Source organism: Pseudomonas sp. CFBP 8772 (assembly GCF_014841665.1).
GTDB classification, from domain to species: Bacteria; Pseudomonadota; Gammaproteobacteria; order Pseudomonadales; family Pseudomonadaceae; genus Aquipseudomonas; species Aquipseudomonas graminis_B.
In genome coordinates this window covers 192,281-209,405 of the sequence record NZ_JACYUI010000001.1, presented here as the reverse complement: position 1 = coordinate 209,405, position 17,125 = coordinate 192,281, and the positions used below count along the sequence as shown (strand labels likewise).

The 17,125-nt window shown below is 58.6% G+C and carries 11 protein-coding genes; 8 read left to right on the top strand and 3 right to left on the bottom strand.

What is annotated here, in order from left to right; genetic code table 11:
• Nucleotides 1-51: 51 nt before the first annotated feature.
• Nucleotides 52-1,119 (bottom strand): 23S rRNA (cytidine(2498)-2'-O)-methyltransferase RlmM, encoded by a 1,068-nt coding sequence (gene rlmM / locus IFT99_RS00900; RefSeq protein ID WP_192130096.1) that lies wholly within the window; start codon nucleotides 1,117-1,119, stop codon nucleotides 52-54.
• Between the two features lie 235 nt (nucleotides 1,120-1,354).
• Between rlmM and acnA the strand changes: the two genes are divergently transcribed.
• The 5 genes from acnA to IFT99_RS00875 all read left to right on the top strand — a co-directional run bounded on the left by acnA (nucleotide 1,355) and on the right by IFT99_RS00875 (nucleotide 8,970).
• Nucleotides 1,355-4,096: an aconitate hydratase AcnA gene (acnA, locus tag IFT99_RS00895; protein ID WP_065988680.1), complete on the top strand. Its 2,742-nt coding sequence runs from the start codon at nucleotides 1,355-1,357 to the stop codon at nucleotides 4,094-4,096.
• 389 nt (nucleotides 4,097-4,485) lie between these two features.
• Complete coding sequence (locus IFT99_RS00890; protein ID WP_192130095.1) at nucleotides 4,486-5,277, top strand: CPBP family intramembrane glutamic endopeptidase; 792 nt, start codon at nucleotides 4,486-4,488, stop codon at nucleotides 5,275-5,277.
• 101 nt (nucleotides 5,278-5,378) lie between these two features.
• Nucleotides 5,379-6,944, top strand: a complete 1,566-nt coding sequence (locus IFT99_RS00885; RefSeq protein WP_192130094.1) for a methyl-accepting chemotaxis protein — start codon at nucleotides 5,379-5,381, stop codon at nucleotides 6,942-6,944.
• Between the two features lie 285 nt (nucleotides 6,945-7,229).
• Nucleotides 7,230-7,883 (top strand): hypothetical protein, encoded by a 654-nt coding sequence (locus tag IFT99_RS00880; protein WP_192130093.1) that lies wholly within the window; start codon nucleotides 7,230-7,232, stop codon nucleotides 7,881-7,883.
• A gap of 421 nt (nucleotides 7,884-8,304) precedes the next feature.
• Nucleotides 8,305-8,970 carry a hypothetical protein gene (locus tag IFT99_RS00875; RefSeq protein WP_192130092.1) on the top strand — a complete coding sequence of 222 codons (666 nt, stop codon included), beginning with the start codon at nucleotides 8,305-8,307 and terminating at the stop codon, nucleotides 8,968-8,970.
• A gap of 76 nt (nucleotides 8,971-9,046) precedes the next feature.
• On the opposite strand, the gene IFT99_RS00870 is transcribed toward IFT99_RS00875, so the two are convergent.
• On the bottom strand, nucleotides 9,047-11,359 hold the full coding sequence (locus tag IFT99_RS00870) for an autotransporter outer membrane beta-barrel domain-containing protein (protein ID WP_192130091.1): 2,313 nt from the start codon (nucleotides 11,357-11,359) through the stop codon (nucleotides 9,047-9,049).
• Nucleotides 11,360-11,714: 355 nt separating this feature from the next.
• Between IFT99_RS00870 and IFT99_RS00865 the strand changes: the two genes are divergently transcribed.
• From IFT99_RS00865 to IFT99_RS00855, 3 genes are all read left to right on the top strand, one after another.
• A complete protein-coding gene (locus IFT99_RS00865; protein WP_192130090.1) occupies nucleotides 11,715-13,586 on the top strand; it encodes a hypothetical protein in 1,872 nt (623 codons plus the stop codon).
• Nucleotides 13,587-13,650: 64 nt separating this feature from the next.
• A complete protein-coding gene (locus IFT99_RS00860) occupies nucleotides 13,651-15,561 on the top strand; it encodes a hypothetical protein (protein WP_244656853.1) in 1,911 nt (636 codons plus the stop codon).
• A 169-nt stretch (nucleotides 15,562-15,730) separates the two neighbouring features.
• Entirely contained in the window at nucleotides 15,731-16,228 is a 498-nt protein-coding gene (locus IFT99_RS00855; protein WP_192130089.1) for a hypothetical protein, read from the top strand.
• Here IFT99_RS00855 and IFT99_RS00850 read toward each other — a convergent pair.
• Nucleotides 16,203-16,892, bottom strand: coding sequence for an alpha/beta family hydrolase (locus tag IFT99_RS00850; RefSeq protein WP_192130088.1), 690 nt, complete (start codon nucleotides 16,890-16,892; stop codon nucleotides 16,203-16,205). The genes IFT99_RS00855 and IFT99_RS00850 overlap by 26 nt on opposite strands.
• Nucleotides 16,893-17,125: the final 233 nt, after the last annotated feature.

Genomic DNA, 17,125 nt, shown 5'->3' with positions numbered 1-17,125 from the left:
CGGGCGCGCATGGCTGATTATGGACAGCGTGGCACCGGATTCAAACCGACGTCAGCCCTTGCGTTTCATGTCCAGCCGCCGCAGGTGGCAGGTCACTTCTTCGCGGTCGTGGTACAGCTGCTTGCAGCCGATGGCGACCTTGACGCCGCGCGCCTTGAAGCCGTCTTCGATGCGCTCCAGCAAGCGTCGCACTTCGGCGTAACGCTGCTTCATCGGCAACTTGAGGTTGACCACCGCCTCGCGGCACAAACCCTCGCCCAGCCAGGTTTCCAGCAGCGCGGCGTTGCGTGCGGGCTTTTCGACGATGTCGCAGACCATCCAGTCCACCGGCTGACGGGGCTTGAAGGTAAAGCCGTCGGCCATCAGGTGCTGCACCAGCCCGGTGTCCATCAGGCTTTCGGCCATCGGACCGTTATCAATGGCGGTGACCAGCATGCCGCGCCGCACCAGTTGGTAGGTCCAGCCCCCGGGCGCCGCGCCCAGGTCGACGCCGGTCATGTCGCCCGACAGGCGCTCGTCCCACTGATCCCGGGGGATGAAGTGGTGCCAGGCCTCTTCCAGCTTGAGGGTCGAGCGGCTGGGCGCTTCCCGGGGGAATTTCAGGCGCGGAATGCCCATGGGCCACATCGCCGAGTTGTTCGCGTCGGCCAGCCCAAGGAACACTTCGCGCCCGCTTTTGAACGTCAGCAGCAAACGCGGCAGGCTCGGGTTGTCGACCAGTTTGCCGGCCTTCTCAAGCGCCTTGCGCAATGGCGCCTCGAACTTGCGGCAGAACGTCGAAAGCTCCTTGCCGTCGTTGGTGTCGACCACTTCCAGCCACAGGCTGCCGCACGGCGCAAAGCCGGCCATGTGTTCGAGGATCACGCTGATGCGGTCGGTTTCCGGCAGCTGGACAAACACGCCACGGGCCCACTGCCGGGGGAAAATCAGCTCGCAGAACTTCAGGCTGTTCATCAGCCGCTCCGCGCCATCGGCCTCGGTGCAGATGAATTCGGCAAAGGCGGCGTCGGTCTTGGCCTTGGCGTAGCCGGACACCTCAAGGCGAGCGGCGTGCTCGCTGAGTTCCGAGCAGACCTCGCTTTCGAAGCCGGGGCGGCAATGCATGAAAAGGGTGTTCACGGGACGGTCTCCTCGCGCGCCACGAATCGAGTCGCGGCGCAAGCTGTACATGAGGATTAACCTCAATGACTCGAAAGCGGCGCATGATAGCCGAATCAGGAACCACTGGCTCAGCCGGTGGGTCCAGTACTACTCAACGATCATTTAAAGCCGCCAACCAGAGCGCTGCTGCAAGCCCTGTCTTACCGTCGATCGCCCGTCCGCGCGTGCTGCGCGGACCGTCAAGGAGTCAGTCATGCCCTCCCTCGATAGCCTGAAAAGCCTCAAAACCCTCGAAGTCAGCAACAAGACCTACCACTACTTCAGCCTCCCGGATGCCGCGCGCACGCTGGGCAATCTCGACAAACTGCCGATGTCGCTCAAGGTGCTGCTGGAAAACCTGCTGCGCTGGGAAGACAACCACACGGTGACCGGCGACGACCTCAAGGCCCTCGCCGACTGGCTGACCGAGCGCAAATCCCACCGGGAAATCCAGTACCGCCCCGCGCGCGTGCTGATGCAGGATTTCACCGGCGTGCCGGCCGTGGTTGACCTGGCCGCCATGCGCGCCGCCGTGGCCAAGGCCGGTGGCGATCCCCAGCGCATCAATCCGTTGTCGCCAGTGGATCTGGTCATCGATCACTCGGTCATGGTCGACCGCTTCGGCGACGACAAGGCCTTCGGCGAGAACGTCGACATCGAGATGCAGCGCAACGGCGAGCGTTACGCGTTTCTGCGCTGGGGCCAGAACGCGTTCGATAATTTCAGCGTAGTACCGCCGGGCACCGGGATCTGCCATCAGGTCAACCTGGAATACCTCGGCCGCACCGTGTGGACCAAGGAAGAAGACGGCCGCACCTACGCCTTTCCGGACACGCTGGTCGGTACCGATTCCCACACCACAATGATCAACGGCCTCGGCGTACTTGGCTGGGGCGTCGGCGGCATCGAGGCGGAAGCGGCCATGCTCGGCCAACCCGTGTCGATGCTGATTCCGGAAGTCATCGGCTTCAAGCTCAGCGGCAAACTGCGCGAAGGCATCACCGCCACCGACCTGGTGCTGACCGTGACGCAAATGCTGCGCAAGAAAGGCGTGGTTGGTAAGTTCGTCGAATTCTATGGCGATGGCCTGGCGGACTTGCCGCTGGCGGATCGAGCCACCATTGCCAACATGGCCCCGGAGTACGGCGCGACCTGCGGCTTCTTCCCGGTCGACGACGTGACCCTGGATTACCTGCGCCTGTCGGGGCGTCCGGACGAAACGGTGCAATTGGTCGAGGCCTACTGCAAGGCCCAGGGCCTGTGGCGTTTGCCCGGTCAGGAACCGGCGTTCACCGATGCGCTGGAGCTGGACATGGGCTCGGTGGTCGCGAGCCTCGCAGGGCCTAAACGTCCGCAAGACCGCGTCGCCCTTCCCGATGTGTCCAAGGCCTTCAGTGACTTCCTCGGCCTCGCAGTCAGCCCGAGCAAACACGAAGAAGGCCGACTGGAAAGCGAAGGCGGCGGCGGTGTCGCGGTGGGCAACGCCGCCCAGGTGGGCGAGGCTGAGTATGAATACAACGGCCAGACCTATCGCCTGAAAAACGGCGCGGTGGTCATCGCTGCAATCACCTCCTGCACCAACACGTCCAACCCGAGCGTGATGATGGCGGCCGGTCTGCTGGCGAAAAAGGCCGTGGAGAAAGGCCTGCAGCGCAAACCGTGGGTGAAGAGTTCGCTGGCGCCCGGCTCGAAGGTCGTGACCGATTACTACAACGCCGCCGGCCTGACCGAGTACCTCGATAAGTTGGGCTTCGACCTGGTGGGCTACGGCTGCACTACCTGCATTGGTAACTCCGGGCCGCTTCCTGACCCGATCGAAAAAGCCATTCAGCAGTCGGACCTGACCGTCGCGTCGGTTCTGTCGGGCAACCGAAATTTCGAGGGCCGCGTGCACCCGCTGGTGAAGACCAACTGGCTGGCCTCACCGCCGCTGGTGGTCGCTTACGCCTTGGCCGGCACCGTGCGCACCGACCTGAGCAGCGAACCCCTGGGCGAAGGCAGCGACGGCCAGCCGGTTTACCTCCGTGATATCTGGCCGACCCAGCAGGAGATCGCCGACGCGGTCATGAACGTCAGCACCGGCATGTTTCACAAGGAATACGCGGAGGTCTTCGCCGGCGACGAGCAGTGGCAGGCGATTGAGGTGCCCGAGGCGGCGACCTATGTCTGGCAGCCGGACTCGACCTACATTCAGCACCCGCCTTTCTTCGAGGAGGTCGCCGGGCCATTGCCGGTCATCGCCGACGTGCAGCAGGCTCGCGTGCTGGCGGTGCTGGGGGATTCGGTGACCACTGACCACATCTCGCCCGCCGGCAACATCAAACTGGACAGCCCGGCCGGGCGCTACCTGCGCAGCAAGGGCGTGGAATACAAGGACTTCAACTCCTACGGCTCGCGGCGCGGCAACCATGAAGTGATGATGCGCGGCACCTTCGCCAACATCCGCATTCGCAACGAAATGCTCGGCGGCGAAGAAGGCGGCTACACGCTGCATGTCCCCACCGACGAGAAGCTGCCGATCTATGACGCGGCCATGCGTTACCAGGAAGAAGGCACGCCGCTGGTGGTCATTGCCGGTCAGGAATACGGCACGGGCTCCAGTCGCGACTGGGCGGCGAAAGGCACGAATCTGCTGGGCGTCAAAGCGGTGATTGCCGAGAGTTTCGAGCGTATCCACCGTTCCAACCTGGTCGGCATGGGCGTCCTGCCGCTGCAGTTCAGGGCGGGCGAAAGCCGCAAAACCCTGGGCCTGACCGGCAAGGAAGTGCTGAACATCACCGGGCTGACCGGTGCCACCCTGCAACCGGGCATGGGCCTGGCGGTGCAGATCACCCGCGAGGATGGTCAGCAGGACAATATCGACGTGCTGTGCCGGATCGATACCCTGAATGAAGTGGAATACTTCAAGGCGGGCGGGATTCTGCACTATGTTTTGCGGCAGTTGATTGCGTCCTGAGGCGATGTCTGGCTAGAAAATGATGGCGCTTGTTCGGGCCTCTTCCCGGCTGAAGCCGGTCCTACATGTGGGACTGGCTTTAGCCGGGAAGACGTCGTCTGCCTCACTCAGAGTCTTATGGTGGTCATACTGGCCTCTTCCCGGCTGAAGCCGGTCCTAAAGGCACACCGCGTGCCGTTAGTGGGACCGGCTTTAGCCGGGAATGCGTCGTCTGCCTCACCGCAAATTGCCAGTGTCCAAACCAAATCCGTCGTTATCAGAAACGCCCTACACAACCTCCGCCCTGCATCCCCGAAATAATCGGACCAACTCCACGTTTGATCCGACATACACCCGTGTTTAATCAACGTTAAAATCGCCAGCCTATTCCGACACTCAAGGTCGACTCCATGTCGGTGCAACGCTGGACTTCCCTCTTTTTGCTCTCTCTCGGCTACTGCCTGGCGCTGCTCTACGGCCAGCTCAGCGTTCCCGTTGTTATCACGTTCGGACTGCTGATCATGGCCGGCATCTGCGTCAGCCATTTCCAGCACCGCGCCGTGCGCCTATTCGGTCACGCCCTGTTCATCGTCATTGCAGCGGGGCTGGCCAGTCACTGGTTGCCCGGTTTCCTCAGCGCCAGAGCGATTGCCGGCGTGCGCCTCAGCCCCGAGGCCGCGCCGTATTCGATGTACCTGAACCTCGACAAACCTCTCATCGGCTTCTGGATCGCCATCGCCTGCCCCTGGGTGTTCATCGCGTTGAGTCCCAAACGCTGGCTGGGCGTCACCAGCATCGCGCTGCCCGTCACCGCCGCCGCGTGTTTATCAACCGCGATGTTGATGGGCCTCGTCGGTTGGTCGCCCAAGTGGCCCGAGCAAACGGGCATCTGGGCGCTGAACAACCTGCTGCTGGTCGCGCTGACCGAGGAACTGCTGTTTCGCGGTTACCTGCAGGGCAGTTTGAAAAGATGGCTGCAACACTTCCCCTGCCACGACGCCCTCGCAATCGGGGCGGCATCTGCGCTGTTCGGCCTTGCGCACATCGGTGCCGGGTGGGAATGGGCGCTTGTGGCGGGCATCGCGGGCGTGGGTTATGGCGTTGCCTGTCGCCTGGGCGGTCTGCCCGCTGCCGTGCTCACCCACTTCGGCCTGAACCTGCTGCATTTCAGCGTGTTCACCTACCCGATGTTCGACCGGTAAACGCCTCCACGACACCCGACCAATGACGCAGTTCACAAAAGCTTAATATTTTTTCGCATCGGGCCGATAACCCTTCACAGCCTTCCTGGATCGAATAGCTCATGCGAAATAACCAGCCCATCACTCAACGCGAACGGACCTTCCCGGCGCAGCAACGGTTAATCTCTACCACCGATGCGCGCGGCGTCATCACCTATTGCAATGACGCCTTCATTGAAATCAGCGGTTTTTCCCAAGATGAACTGATCAAGTCGCCCCACAACACCGTGCGTCACCCGGACGTGCCGGCGGCGGTCTTCGAACACATGTGGGCCACGCTCAAGCAGGGCCTGCCGTGGATGGGGATCGTCAAGAATCGCTGCAAGAACGGCGACCACTATTGGGTCAACGCTTACGTCACGCCGGTCTTCGAGAACAAGCAGGTGGTGGGCTTCGAGTCCGTGCGCATCAAGCCAACCGCTGAACAGGTGCGCCGCGCCGAAGCACTCTACAAACGCCTTAACAGCGGCAAAAGTGCCGTGCCAAGCCGCGACAAATGGCTGCCGATGTTGCAGGACTGGATGCCGTTCATTCTGGTCAGCCAAGTGAGCTTCTTGATTGGTGTGTGGCTGAATTCCCATTGGGGCTTCCTGCTCGCCGCCGCGCTGTCGGTCCCCCTTGGCCTGCTGGGGTTGAGCTGGCAACAGCGTGGCCTCAAGCGCCTGCTGCGCCTGGCCGAGCAAACCACGTCCGACCCGCTGATCGCGCAGATGTACACCGACAGTCGCGGCGCACAGGCGCGGCTGGAAATGTCGATCCTCAGCCAGGAAGCGCGTCTCAAGACGTGCCTCACCCGCCTGCAGGACACCGCCGAACACCTCAACGCTCAGGCGCGTCAGTCCGACACCCTGGCCCAGGCCAGCTCCTCCGGCCTGGAACGTCAGCGCGTCGAAACCGAACAGGTCGCCACCGCCGTCAACCAGATGGCTGCGACCACCCAGGAAGTCGCCAATCACGTGCAGCGCACCGCTGACGCCACACAGCAGGCCAACGAGCTGACCCGTCGCGGCCGCGAGATCGCCAGTGACACCCGCGAAGCCATCCAGCGCTTGTCCACGTCGGTGGGCGAAACCGGCCTGACCGTGACTCAGCTGGCCAAGGACAGCAACGAAATCGGTGGCGTCGTCGATGTCATCAAAGGCATCGCCGATCAGACCAACCTGCTGGCCCTCAACGCCGCCATCGAAGCCGCTCGTGCGGGCGAAATGGGTCGTGGCTTTGCCGTCGTCGCCGATGAAGTCCGACAACTCGCCCAACGCACCACCGAATCCACCGGCCAGATCCACGCCCTCATCGCCAAGCTGCAACAGACGGCCACCAATGCGGTGCAGACCATGGACACAGGCCGGCGCCAGGCTGAAGAAGGTGTCGAGCAGGTCATGGAAGCCGACAGGGCGCTGGTGGGCATCAGCGACGCAGTGGCCAACATCACCGACATGACCACGCAGATCGCCGCTGCCACTGAGGAGCAAAGCTCGGTCGCAGAAGAGGTCAGCCGCAACATCAGCACCATCGCGCATCTGGCCGACCAAACCTCCGACGAAGCCCGTCGCTCAGCCGCGCTCAGTGCGGAACTGACCCACACAGCCAACACGCAATACTCATTGGTGGAACGCTTTAACCGCTGAGTGATTGACGGGTTAAACGAAGGCCCCGGCAGATTGCCTGCCGGGGCCTTTTTGTTTGTATCGGGGTTTAAGTAGGACATTTCTGAAAATCATTTGGGAGTGCGCTTTTTGGTTTGTAGCGGGGGGTTGGGTGTTGACAGGATTTGTAGAACTCTATTAGTTGATTATTGAAAGACGATAGATAGTTACCACCATTGGTGGGGTATTTGTTGATCTGGATAATTTAATCTTATGTGCACGCTTTCTGCGGATCGAAGCGGAAAGCTGTGCTTGATGGAGTTCTTTATGAATGAGCAATTTCCTCTCAGCGCCCCGTTTGCGACCACAGCAGATCCTATTGACGGACTTTTACAAACCGGAGATTTAACTCGAGACGTTCCCGTCGAGGTCATGATTTGGGAGGGTGCACGTCCAGGCTATCGTGTGCAATTGAGACTTGACGGGGATCTCATTGACACCCCGGTTGTAGTGGGCGACCAAAAGCCTGGCGATATAATGCAGCTTCAGCTAAGTCACAGCTTGTTGTGTCGAAGCCGCAGTTATTCCCTCAGTTATCAAGTCACAAATAATATTAATGGAGTAACTCGCGAATCTCCCGTTGCAACACTCAAAGTAGACCGCACAAAACCCGGCGCCACCCTCCTCGCTCCCCTCATCTTCCCCACCGCCACCTTCGGCGATCAACTCATTGGCCTCCTCCCTGGCTACGCCGGCATAGCACCTGGCGATGTCATCCAGACATTACTCAACGGCGTTGCAGGCCCGGCCCATCAGGTCGAGGCGGATGAGCTCACCCTCAGACCTGTCGAAATCGCGTTCAGCCGCGAACACCTGCAAGCCCATGCAGCCGAAACGGTGTCGGTCGAGTACTTCGTCACCGACCGGGCGGGCAACGTCTCCATCACCAGCCTCCCGACCCTAGTTTCAATTAAATTGTAACCGGCGTTCGCGCCATTCATCTGAATACCAAAAGTAACCACCTCCACGCTAATGCGTGGAGGTTTTGTCAACAAATTCGCCCAAGAAAATAATTTAAATTATTTTTGGGCATCTCGATTCCACAGAACCTACATCTCCGTAGGAAGTGTCTGATGGACTACCAAAATTTTATAGACTACGCGCGATATATAATTATTTAAATCGCTCAAAAAACCCCTGAAAACGGCCGGACTCACACATTAAAGATCTATTCAACCGCGAATTTTTTTCAAAGAAGCCATGCAATCCCATGCACTTCGCTTGTTTGACAGTACTATTTTTCGAATCGATCATAGGCATGTGCAGCGCCGCAGTCCTACAAGCAAGCGCACAACACACAATCCTGTAATCCTCGCACTAGCGATCTGATCAAGGAGTTCCAATGGAAGATGAAACGGATATCCAGCCGTCACCCCACGCACAACCGATCGAGCCAGATAACAATAAAAAATTAACAGTACCAAACCCGAAAAATACCCGCAGGACCAAACGCAAACCACCTGGCAAGAGTTCAATCCCGCTCTACGAAGATCTGCAGGCGGTGCCGCCCGTGGCCAAGAGTGCGGCTGAACAGGCGATGGTCTACGCCGGCCAGCTTCAAAACGCCCCGGGATTTCCCTGGCATCACGAAATGAAGGACCCACCTCCGGCGCCTGTATTCGAAGCGCCTTTCATCACCGGTGCCGACCCCGAAGGCCCGACCGACGCCCAGTTGAACGTGGGCATCTACATCAACATCCCGCGCTCTCCGAAACTGTGGTTTGGGGATCACCTGAAGCTGCGCTGGGGCCACAACACGTTCTACACCACCGTCGGCAAGGTAGAAGGTCGCAAAGGCCCTCGCCTGGTTCAATACCTCAACAATGAAACCCTCGCGGACTACGAGAGCGGGTGCGTCGAGGTGCGCTACGAAGTGGTGCGGCGCGCCAGGCTCGTGGGCATTTCGGAAACGCTGACCGTCAACCTGCCCCGCCTGAGGAAGCGACGCGGCAAAGGCTCGCCCCTTGGCCGTCCACCGCGACGGCGCCGGATGCAGCCTAAACCCTGAGCCCACGTAAAAAAGCCCCGACTGCATCGCTGCAGCCGGGGCTTTGGAACCGCGTTTCAATCAACTGACGCGAATGTCAGAACGCCAGACGCACCCCCACGTTCGCACCCCAAGGCTGCTCAACATGCTCACCCTTCATGTAATCGAAATCAGCGTGCACCTGGAGTCGCTCGGACAGCGACACCGAAACACCGGCTCCCAATTCCGCGCGGGAGCCGAACAAGTCGTTGTCAAAACGCTGACCGTTCACGCTGACGTCATTACTGCGGGAGAACTCGTGGGCCATCGCCACTCGCGCGTACGGTTTAACAATGCCGCCGTCTTTCAGCGTGAAGCTGCGCCCCACGGTAGTGCCGACCTTGCCCAGCATCGACTGCGTCTGGTTGGTCCTGGCCTGCATGCCGTTGTCCAGCGTGTAGCTGCTGCCATCGATCCAGACGCTGGATACCTGCGCGAACGGCTCGACGAAATACTCATCGCCCAGCTTTATATGCTTGCCGACTTCCACCGACCCACCCAATGCCTTGTTGCTGTAATCGCCTTTGGCTTTGGTGCCATCGCTCATCGCCACCTTGGACTCGTTATGGAACTGGTTCAGTTTCACGACGCCGTCCAGGTAATAACCGCCCTCCGACAACCACGTGCCATACGCGCCGACGTAGTAGCTGTCGACCTGACCCGACGTGCCTCGGCCGATGTCCAGATCCGACTTGCTGTATCCCCCCATCAAACCGAGCAACAGCTGACCGTTGCTCACGGGCACGGGCGCATCCGCACCGAACGACAGACCCTGCTGCTTCTGACTGTAATCAACGCCGGAATCCAGCGCCGCATTGAAACGACTGCCATAGGTACGCATCCAGCCGCCGCCCTGCCCTTGGCCGCGCACCTCCCCCATGCGACTGCGCAACGTCGTCAACTCGCTGTTCCATACCGTCGGTGCGGTATTGAACAACGCCAGCGCACTTTTCGTGGAAGGGCTGATCTCCTTGCCGGAGCCGACGATAAACCAGTCAGTGCCCTGGCGTTCGAGCTCGTAGGAATACACCCCAAGATCTGCCCGACCGCCCACCAGCCCGAACTCCGCATCCCCGCCTTCGGTGTGAACCACCCGAAGCGGGTCGAACTCGGCGGGGACGGCTTCAGTGCCGGTGTTCTGGATACGCAGTCGATGCTTGCCCGACGCCTCCCCATTCACGCTGAGCAGGTCGCCGGTGCCGTCGTCGAGGTTGATACGCATATCGAACAGCCCGGAGCCGGACAGCTTGCCCAGCGAAAGCGAATGAAAGCCGTCTCCGGTGAAGCCAACGCTGCCGCCGTCCAGCGCGAGCGAATTAACGCTGTTATCCGCCGCAAGCTGCCAGCGACCACTGGAATCGATGGTCACGGAATCGCCATTGACGATATTCCCGTTCAACTGCCCGTGATTGCGCAGCACCACGTTGAGGGTGCTGGTGTCGTCGGCGACGAAATCACCGGAGAGGGTGCTGTTGATCACTTTTACGTTGGCGGTACTTTCCTGATCCACGTCGACAAGGCGACCATTGCCCGCCTGCAGTACAGCATTATCGGTAATAATTATTTGGCCAATCGTCGTCTCTGTTTCAAAGATAGAACTCTTCGTTACCTTGATAGCAGAGCCCACAGTTGCCGAAACAGTGGAGCCGTCGATTTGCACCCGATTATCTTGCTCGCTGAGACCGTGAGAGCCATTAATTATGCGGATCCCTGATTCGCTTCCTGATACATGGCTTCCTTCGCTGATCCGCGCGATTCCACCTGCGAGCTTCAACCCTGCATTACCCTCTTGATCGCTAAGTGTGCCAATCCCTGTTACCAAGGAGTTTGCCAAACGAATCTCACCCGTCGTCCCCACGGCGGCTCCAAAACCTACGCCAGTAACGCTACTGCTTTTGAGAGTCACAACTGATGGTGATACGAGATCAGAACCTGTGAGGTACAGACGTATCCCGATACCATCGGCGTTACTTACATCTGAATCCTGGATCAGGACTTCTCCAGAGTGGACGCCGATCCCATCACGCACAAAGCTGCGACTGACATTCAAAGTAGAGTTTTGGATCTCGACCCAGTCGATGGTCGAACCGTTTACTAAATTCAACTCGCCGCCGTTGATCACTCTGAAATTTCCAGCATTGGAAACACCATCAAGGGTATGAGGTACTCCGTCGACCTCATGCACCAGTATTTTTTTTCCATCAACGAGCTCAGTTTTGGTCCGACTCAATTCTACATCACTCCCCGCTGAGAGGCCGACAGTAAAGTCCAAGGTAGATTTAGCGAGCAAGAGTGGGGAAAAAAAGCCCACCGATAAGGCCAGCACATTCCGTTGAAACGTTACAGGCGTGATATTTATGAGTGACAGCATAGGACCTCCATTACATGAGGCCTAGATTCTGCGAGGCAATAAATCTTCAATGAAATAATTTGGATTTTTTTTGAAGTAGGAAATTTCCCAAACTTATGAAGTACCGGGACTACACACAAATAGGGCGTGGGCCGACCTGCATTGGTCGACGTCATCGATCCGATGCATGACCTGTGTTTCCGATGACGTACAAACGTCCTACAACGACCCCCAGCCCTACAGAAGATCAAAAAAAACGCGTTGACCTTCGATCCACATTTCTATTAGTTAAATAGCGAACTGGTTGATACCCAGTCCAACATTCATAAAAGACAGAGTCGCACTGTTTATACATCTAGAAACTAAAAGGAATCTTATGAACACCTCCCCACAATCGCCAATCATCATTAATCCTCGACAAGAGCGGGCACCTATTCCGTTGGATGCTCCCGACATCGCCGTTGCATTCCACGATCAAGATAATTTTGGTTTGATTCCCGTAAGTGAGTTAGGCGGCAACCTGATTCTGGATCTGAAAGTCTGGGAAGCCGCACGGCCAGGATTTACATATCAGCTCGTGTGGGATGGCGAACCCACGGGCCCTGAAAAAGTCATCGAGGATACAGACGTCCCGGGCAACCCCCTTACACTCGAAATCGCAGTGACGTTACTCATTGAGGGTGAGCACACCGCAGGGTATCGAGTATTCAACCCTGCGACAGAATATGAGAATTTCTCGGACCCTTTCCCGGTAGTGATTGATAAAACCGAGCCAGGCAAACCAGAGCTTTCAGCCATCCACTTCCCGGTGGAAGTTCAGAATGGACTGACCGCTGCAGAGCTTGCCCAACTGGGGGACCAAGTCGACGCTCATGTAGCGGGATACACGGGAATGGCCAAGCACGACCTGATACGGAGTATGTGGGCAGGCGTGGACGGACCCACAGCAGTTGTGAACGAAGACGACATGGGTTTAAACAAGGTGGTATTGCGCTTTTCGGGTGACTTCTTACGGGCCATTCCCCCCGGCGCCCAAGCAGTAACGTACGAGGTCATAGATCGGGCGGGAAACAGATCAAAATCTTCCATCCCTGTAGATATTTTGCTGCTACTGGAACAACTGCCTGAAAACTACCCGGCGCCTATTCCTGATCCAACCATTGGTGATGTCATTGAATATAGTGAAGCGCGAGCTGGCGTGAGGGTTGATATTCCCCGCTACCCAGGGGCTCAAGCCTTTGATCAAATCACCCTATTTTGGGGTGCGGAAAAACCCATGCTGCCGGTACAACTTCCACCAGAGAGTGAGGGTGAGGACATTGTCTTATCCGTCCGTGTACCCTACGAAACAATTGCACTTACACCCGTTGGAGACATCGCAATTAGTTATGAGGTCGCTCGACAGAACCAGCTCACCGGCTCATCGCTGAGCACTGAAGTTGAAGTGTTTCTGACCCTTCCGATTGCAGAGCCAGCAATTGCCCCAGTTGTCCAGGGAACGAGCCTGAACAACCCTGACAAAACTGATAACTTCATTGATGAAGATGACTACGAGCTCAATGCGCGCGCAATTGTCAAATGGGATCCGCAGTTCCGGATCAATGACGATATCAATCTATTTTGGGGTGAGCAGTCAAGACTGCAGTGGTATCAGATCAAAGAAGAAGATATCGCGGCAGGACGAGACTTGATTATCCCTGTTGCGAACTCAATTATGAGGGCACAGGGTACCGGCGCTGAGATTCCGGTTCGATATGCCGTTGTTCGCGCTGGTAACCCCAACGCCGTAATGTCTACCACGCAGCCGATCACTGTTCGCTCAAAGGAGGAACTGCCGGGCGGCACTGAAGGCATCGAAGGTCCTGCATTCAAACTTACCGCAGCGGGGCTTATCTCGCTTACCGTTGCGGCGAATGGAACAGATGGGCATATCGCTCCCTACGCAAACATTGCGGAGAATCAGAAACTTTTTTTCACTTTCCGAGGATTTGACGAAAGCAACAACCCTGTCGAAGCAGCGACCTTCACGGCGACGAGGGAACTGGACGATATTGACATTGTGAACGGCTATAGTTTTCATGTTCCATTCAATACGTTAAGAACCATCTGCGCTGGGTATTGCGAAGCCTACGTGCGGGTCGAACCAGCCCCTGGCAGCAATCAAAGCGCTGTTACATCTAAACTAACGCGAGTGCCAGTTGATATGAGAGAAGCAATCGAAACAACCTGCACCATCCGATTCGACTAACTATTAATCACCGCAGGGCAGCGCGAGCTGCCTTGCCCTCTTAACACCAATTAGGGAATAAAATATGAGTAATCAGAACATTAATGAACCCCGCGCGCCCATCCCCCTTGACTTGCCACAGGTACCTGCGGCTATTGACGATGGTCTGATACCGATCGAGCGCCTGGACTCGCCTCTCAACGTAAACTTTCCAGTCTGGGCAGCTGCGGTGCCTGGCCATACATATGAGTTAGTCTTCGATGGCAATAAAATTCCACCCCAGAAACCTATCGTTGGGGCCAACAAGCCAGGGGACATTCTTACTCTAGAGGTGCCTGTAGCGCTGTTGACCGAGGGCTCGCATCAAGTCTCATATCGCGTCTATAACCCGAATACTGACTTTGAGAACTTCTCCGGCACAACCCCCATCCAAATCGACCGAACCGCCCCAGGCGCACCACAACTCGCCCCCATCATCTTCCCCGACGTCATCCAGAACGGCCTGACCTCCTCCGAGCTGGAAGGCCTCAACAATATCCTCCCGGGCAAGATTGCAGGGTACAGCGGCATGGCCGCTGGCGACGAAATCCGCACCTATTGGGGTCCGTTGGAGGGGCCGATGACCGTCGTTGATGCCAACGACATGGGCCTGAACCGGGTGATGGTGGACTTCACGCGTCCGTTCATGGAACAGGCGGACTGCCAGACGTCCGCGGTCACCTATACCGTCACCGACCGCGCGGGCAACGTGTCGATGGTCTCCGATCCGGTGATGATCCAGCTCGACCTGGGGATGCGCCAACCGCTACCGGCACCGGTCATCCGCGAAGCCAATAATCAGATCCTGGACCCGGCCGATGCGGTGAATGGCGCCACATTGGTGATCGATGCCACGGCTGATCTGCGCGAAGGCGAAACGGTCATTGCTCACTGGAATGGTCCGAAGGGCAACGATCGGCAAGAGAACATCATTTCGGCCGCTGAAGCCGGGCAGGCCCTGGCGCTGGTGTTCCCTAACAGCGTCGTCGCGGTCAATGACGGGCAAAACGTCGAGGTGTCATACACCGTGACGCGCGGCAGCGGCATCGTGCAGGAATCGGCCAAACTTGCGCTGAAGATCATGAGTGCTGCGCTGGAACTGCCCGCGCCAACGGTCGACACGGTCGGGCCAGACGGCGTTCTGCGTCCTTCACTGATTACCGGCTGGGACGCGATGGTGCGTGTCAGTTATCGCGGGATGGACCCTAGGGATCTGGTGCGAGTGCGCTGGGTCGGCGCACGCACGTTCGAGACCATGATGATGAATGTCGGCAGCATGACGGAACTGGTCTTTGGCGTGCCCAAAATGTTGATCGAGATGAGCATCGGCAGCACCGCGACCCTGAACTACATTGTGACGCGCAATGGCGTCGACATGGAGTCCGAGCCCCTGCAACTTCAGGTGCGCGAGGGCATGATGTTTGACACGTCTCCGGTGACCCTGGCCGGTAAGGTCTGCCTGCTGCCCGCTTATCCGGATTTGCTGCCGGCATTCCCGAGTGGTACTACGGTCCATCGCATCGCCAGCGGCGGTAGCCCTCCTTATACCTATTCGACCAGCGATGCGAAGGTGGCCGTCGTAGCAGCGTCCGGCTGGACATCTGTACGCGGCAACGGCGTAGCAACCATCACCGTCACCGATTCAGCAGGCGAACAGCAGAGTTACGACGTAACCGTCACCGGCGTCATCGAATGCCACGGCATCGGCTCCGGCAACCTGACTCAAATCTCCAACGCCGCGAACCGCATCGGCGGGCGCATCCCGAGCATCCATGAGCTGATCGAGATCTATAACGCCTATGGCAACCGCTGGCCGATGGGCAACGGCAACTATTGGTCCTCCACCGTTGCCAAGAACGTGTTCGGTGCGAAGTGGTACTACGTGAAGAACCTCAACACCGGCAAGGATTTCAAACTGCTGCACATCAATGGCAGCCTGGGCGTTGCAGTTCGCTGATTCGCCAGTTCGCTAATCTGTAATTCGCGCGAGCCTGCGAGCTTCACCACCTGGCTTCAACGAAATAAGCAGCACCCCCTTTCAAAGACGTCGTCGCCACCCGACGGCGTCTTATAAGTGTGCAGTGCCCACCCAGCCCCTAAAACCCATTCACGGAAATCTCGGAAAAATGCCGGCAAAACCACCCCTTCAACGACCGCAGGCAGCGGCGGCGCGCGGCACGTTCAGCGCCACTGTCAACGGCCACCCTTTCATCACCCATAGCCTGAGTGCCATGGCGTGCCTGCGCCCGGGCCGGTCGGATCCGACCACGTGCCGAATCTGGAAGATCCTCGCCACCGGCACGGTTCGTCGGCACCGCACCATGATCGGCCTGTTCATCGACGAAACGGTGCAGCCCGGCAACCACAACCTGCTGCGCAACGATCAGATCACCGTTATCTATCACCTGACCCCCACGCGGATGGCGAAGATTTATCACTCGCGTGATCTGCAGCAAGGCAACCTGACGCTGCTGGGCTGCGATGCCGCATCCGGCGCACTGCACGGCAACTTCGAGTTTGCGGTCCCGACCAAGGACTTCCACGTGACCGACGGCCGGTTCGACCTGGTCTGTGACCTAAACGCCGAGGAGCATCCCGCTATCCGATCAGCCGACGCGCCATAAGCTCGGCGATTTCCTGCATGCACGCCTCTACACTGAGGCCGGATGATTTCAACGGCTTGAGGTCATGGTTGGCCGTCGGCACCCAGTGCACGTCAATGGCCTTCGACAGCTCGTACGCTTCAACTGCCTCTCGATTGCCCAGCGCATCCCGTTCGCCCTGAATGATCAGCGTCGGCGTCTTCAGTTCCGCCAGGTGCGCGACCCGTGGCTTCTCGGGTTTACCTGCCCCGTAGAACGGGTAGCCCAGACAGAACAACCCATCGGCTTCCACGTCGTCAGCAATAACACTGGCCATGCGTCCGCCCATGGATTTGCCACCGATCGCCACTCGCCCGCTCACTCCCCCACGCACCGCGGCGTACACCCCGTGCCAGCACTCCAGCAATTTCGGCTGAGGATTGGGAGGTCGTCTGCGCCCGTCGATTCGGCGCTGGGCCATGTAGGGGAATTCAAAGCGCAGCACGCCAACACCCAAGGCCGCCAGACGCGTGGCGATGTCGTTCATGAAGTCGCTGTCCATCGGGGCGCCCGCGCCGTGGGCGAGAATCAGCGTCGATGGCGCGTCCGCCGCCGGGCCGGTCGGCGCATTCCAGACCCAGCCGTGCTCGTGCGCCAGTTGCGCGCAATGATCGGCCGTTCGCTTCGCCGCCTGTTGTTTGCTCATGCCGGTCTCTTTTTTCAAAACATCGATCACCCACCGACTGAGGCGGGCACCACGGCCGCCATTATGCAGCAACGTCGGCGTGCCATGACCCTGCGCGCCAATTGCCCCGTGCCGACAGCAAGGGTTCAGCTCCCAGGCGTTATTCTGGCGCGGCACTTCGGCAACGAGCACCGTATCCTGAGCGCCCCAACCTGCACACAACCGGGCGGTTTCATCGACGGAATATGCTTTTT

Bases quoted from the DNA above. Each gene is read 5' to 3' on its own strand.
- IFT99_RS00860 (WP_244656853.1), top strand. From the start codon at position 13,651: ATGAGTAATCAGAACATTAATGAACCCCGCGCGCCCATCCCCCTTGAC.
- IFT99_RS00880 (WP_192130093.1), top strand. From the start codon at position 7,230: ATGAATGAGCAATTTCCTCTCAGCGCCCCGTTTGCGACCACAGCAGAT.
- IFT99_RS00870 (WP_192130091.1), bottom strand. From the start codon at position 11,359: ATGCTGTCACTCATAAATATCACGCCTGTAACGTTTCAACGGAATGTG.
- IFT99_RS00885 (WP_192130094.1), top strand. From the start codon at position 5,379: ATGCGAAATAACCAGCCCATCACTCAACGCGAACGGACCTTCCCGGCG.
- IFT99_RS00855 (WP_192130089.1), top strand. From the start codon at position 15,731: ATGCCGGCAAAACCACCCCTTCAACGACCGCAGGCAGCGGCGGCGCGC.
- IFT99_RS00890 (WP_192130095.1), top strand. From the start codon at position 4,486: ATGTCGGTGCAACGCTGGACTTCCCTCTTTTTGCTCTCTCTCGGCTAC.
- IFT99_RS00850 (WP_192130088.1), bottom strand. From the start codon at position 16,892: ATGAGCAAACAACAGGCGGCGAAGCGAACGGCCGATCATTGCGCGCAA.
- IFT99_RS00865 (WP_192130090.1), top strand. From the start codon at position 11,715: ATGAACACCTCCCCACAATCGCCAATCATCATTAATCCTCGACAAGAG.
- IFT99_RS00875 (WP_192130092.1), top strand. From the start codon at position 8,305: ATGGAAGATGAAACGGATATCCAGCCGTCACCCCACGCACAACCGATC.
- acnA (WP_065988680.1), top strand. From the start codon at position 1,355: ATGCCCTCCCTCGATAGCCTGAAAAGCCTCAAAACCCTCGAAGTCAGC.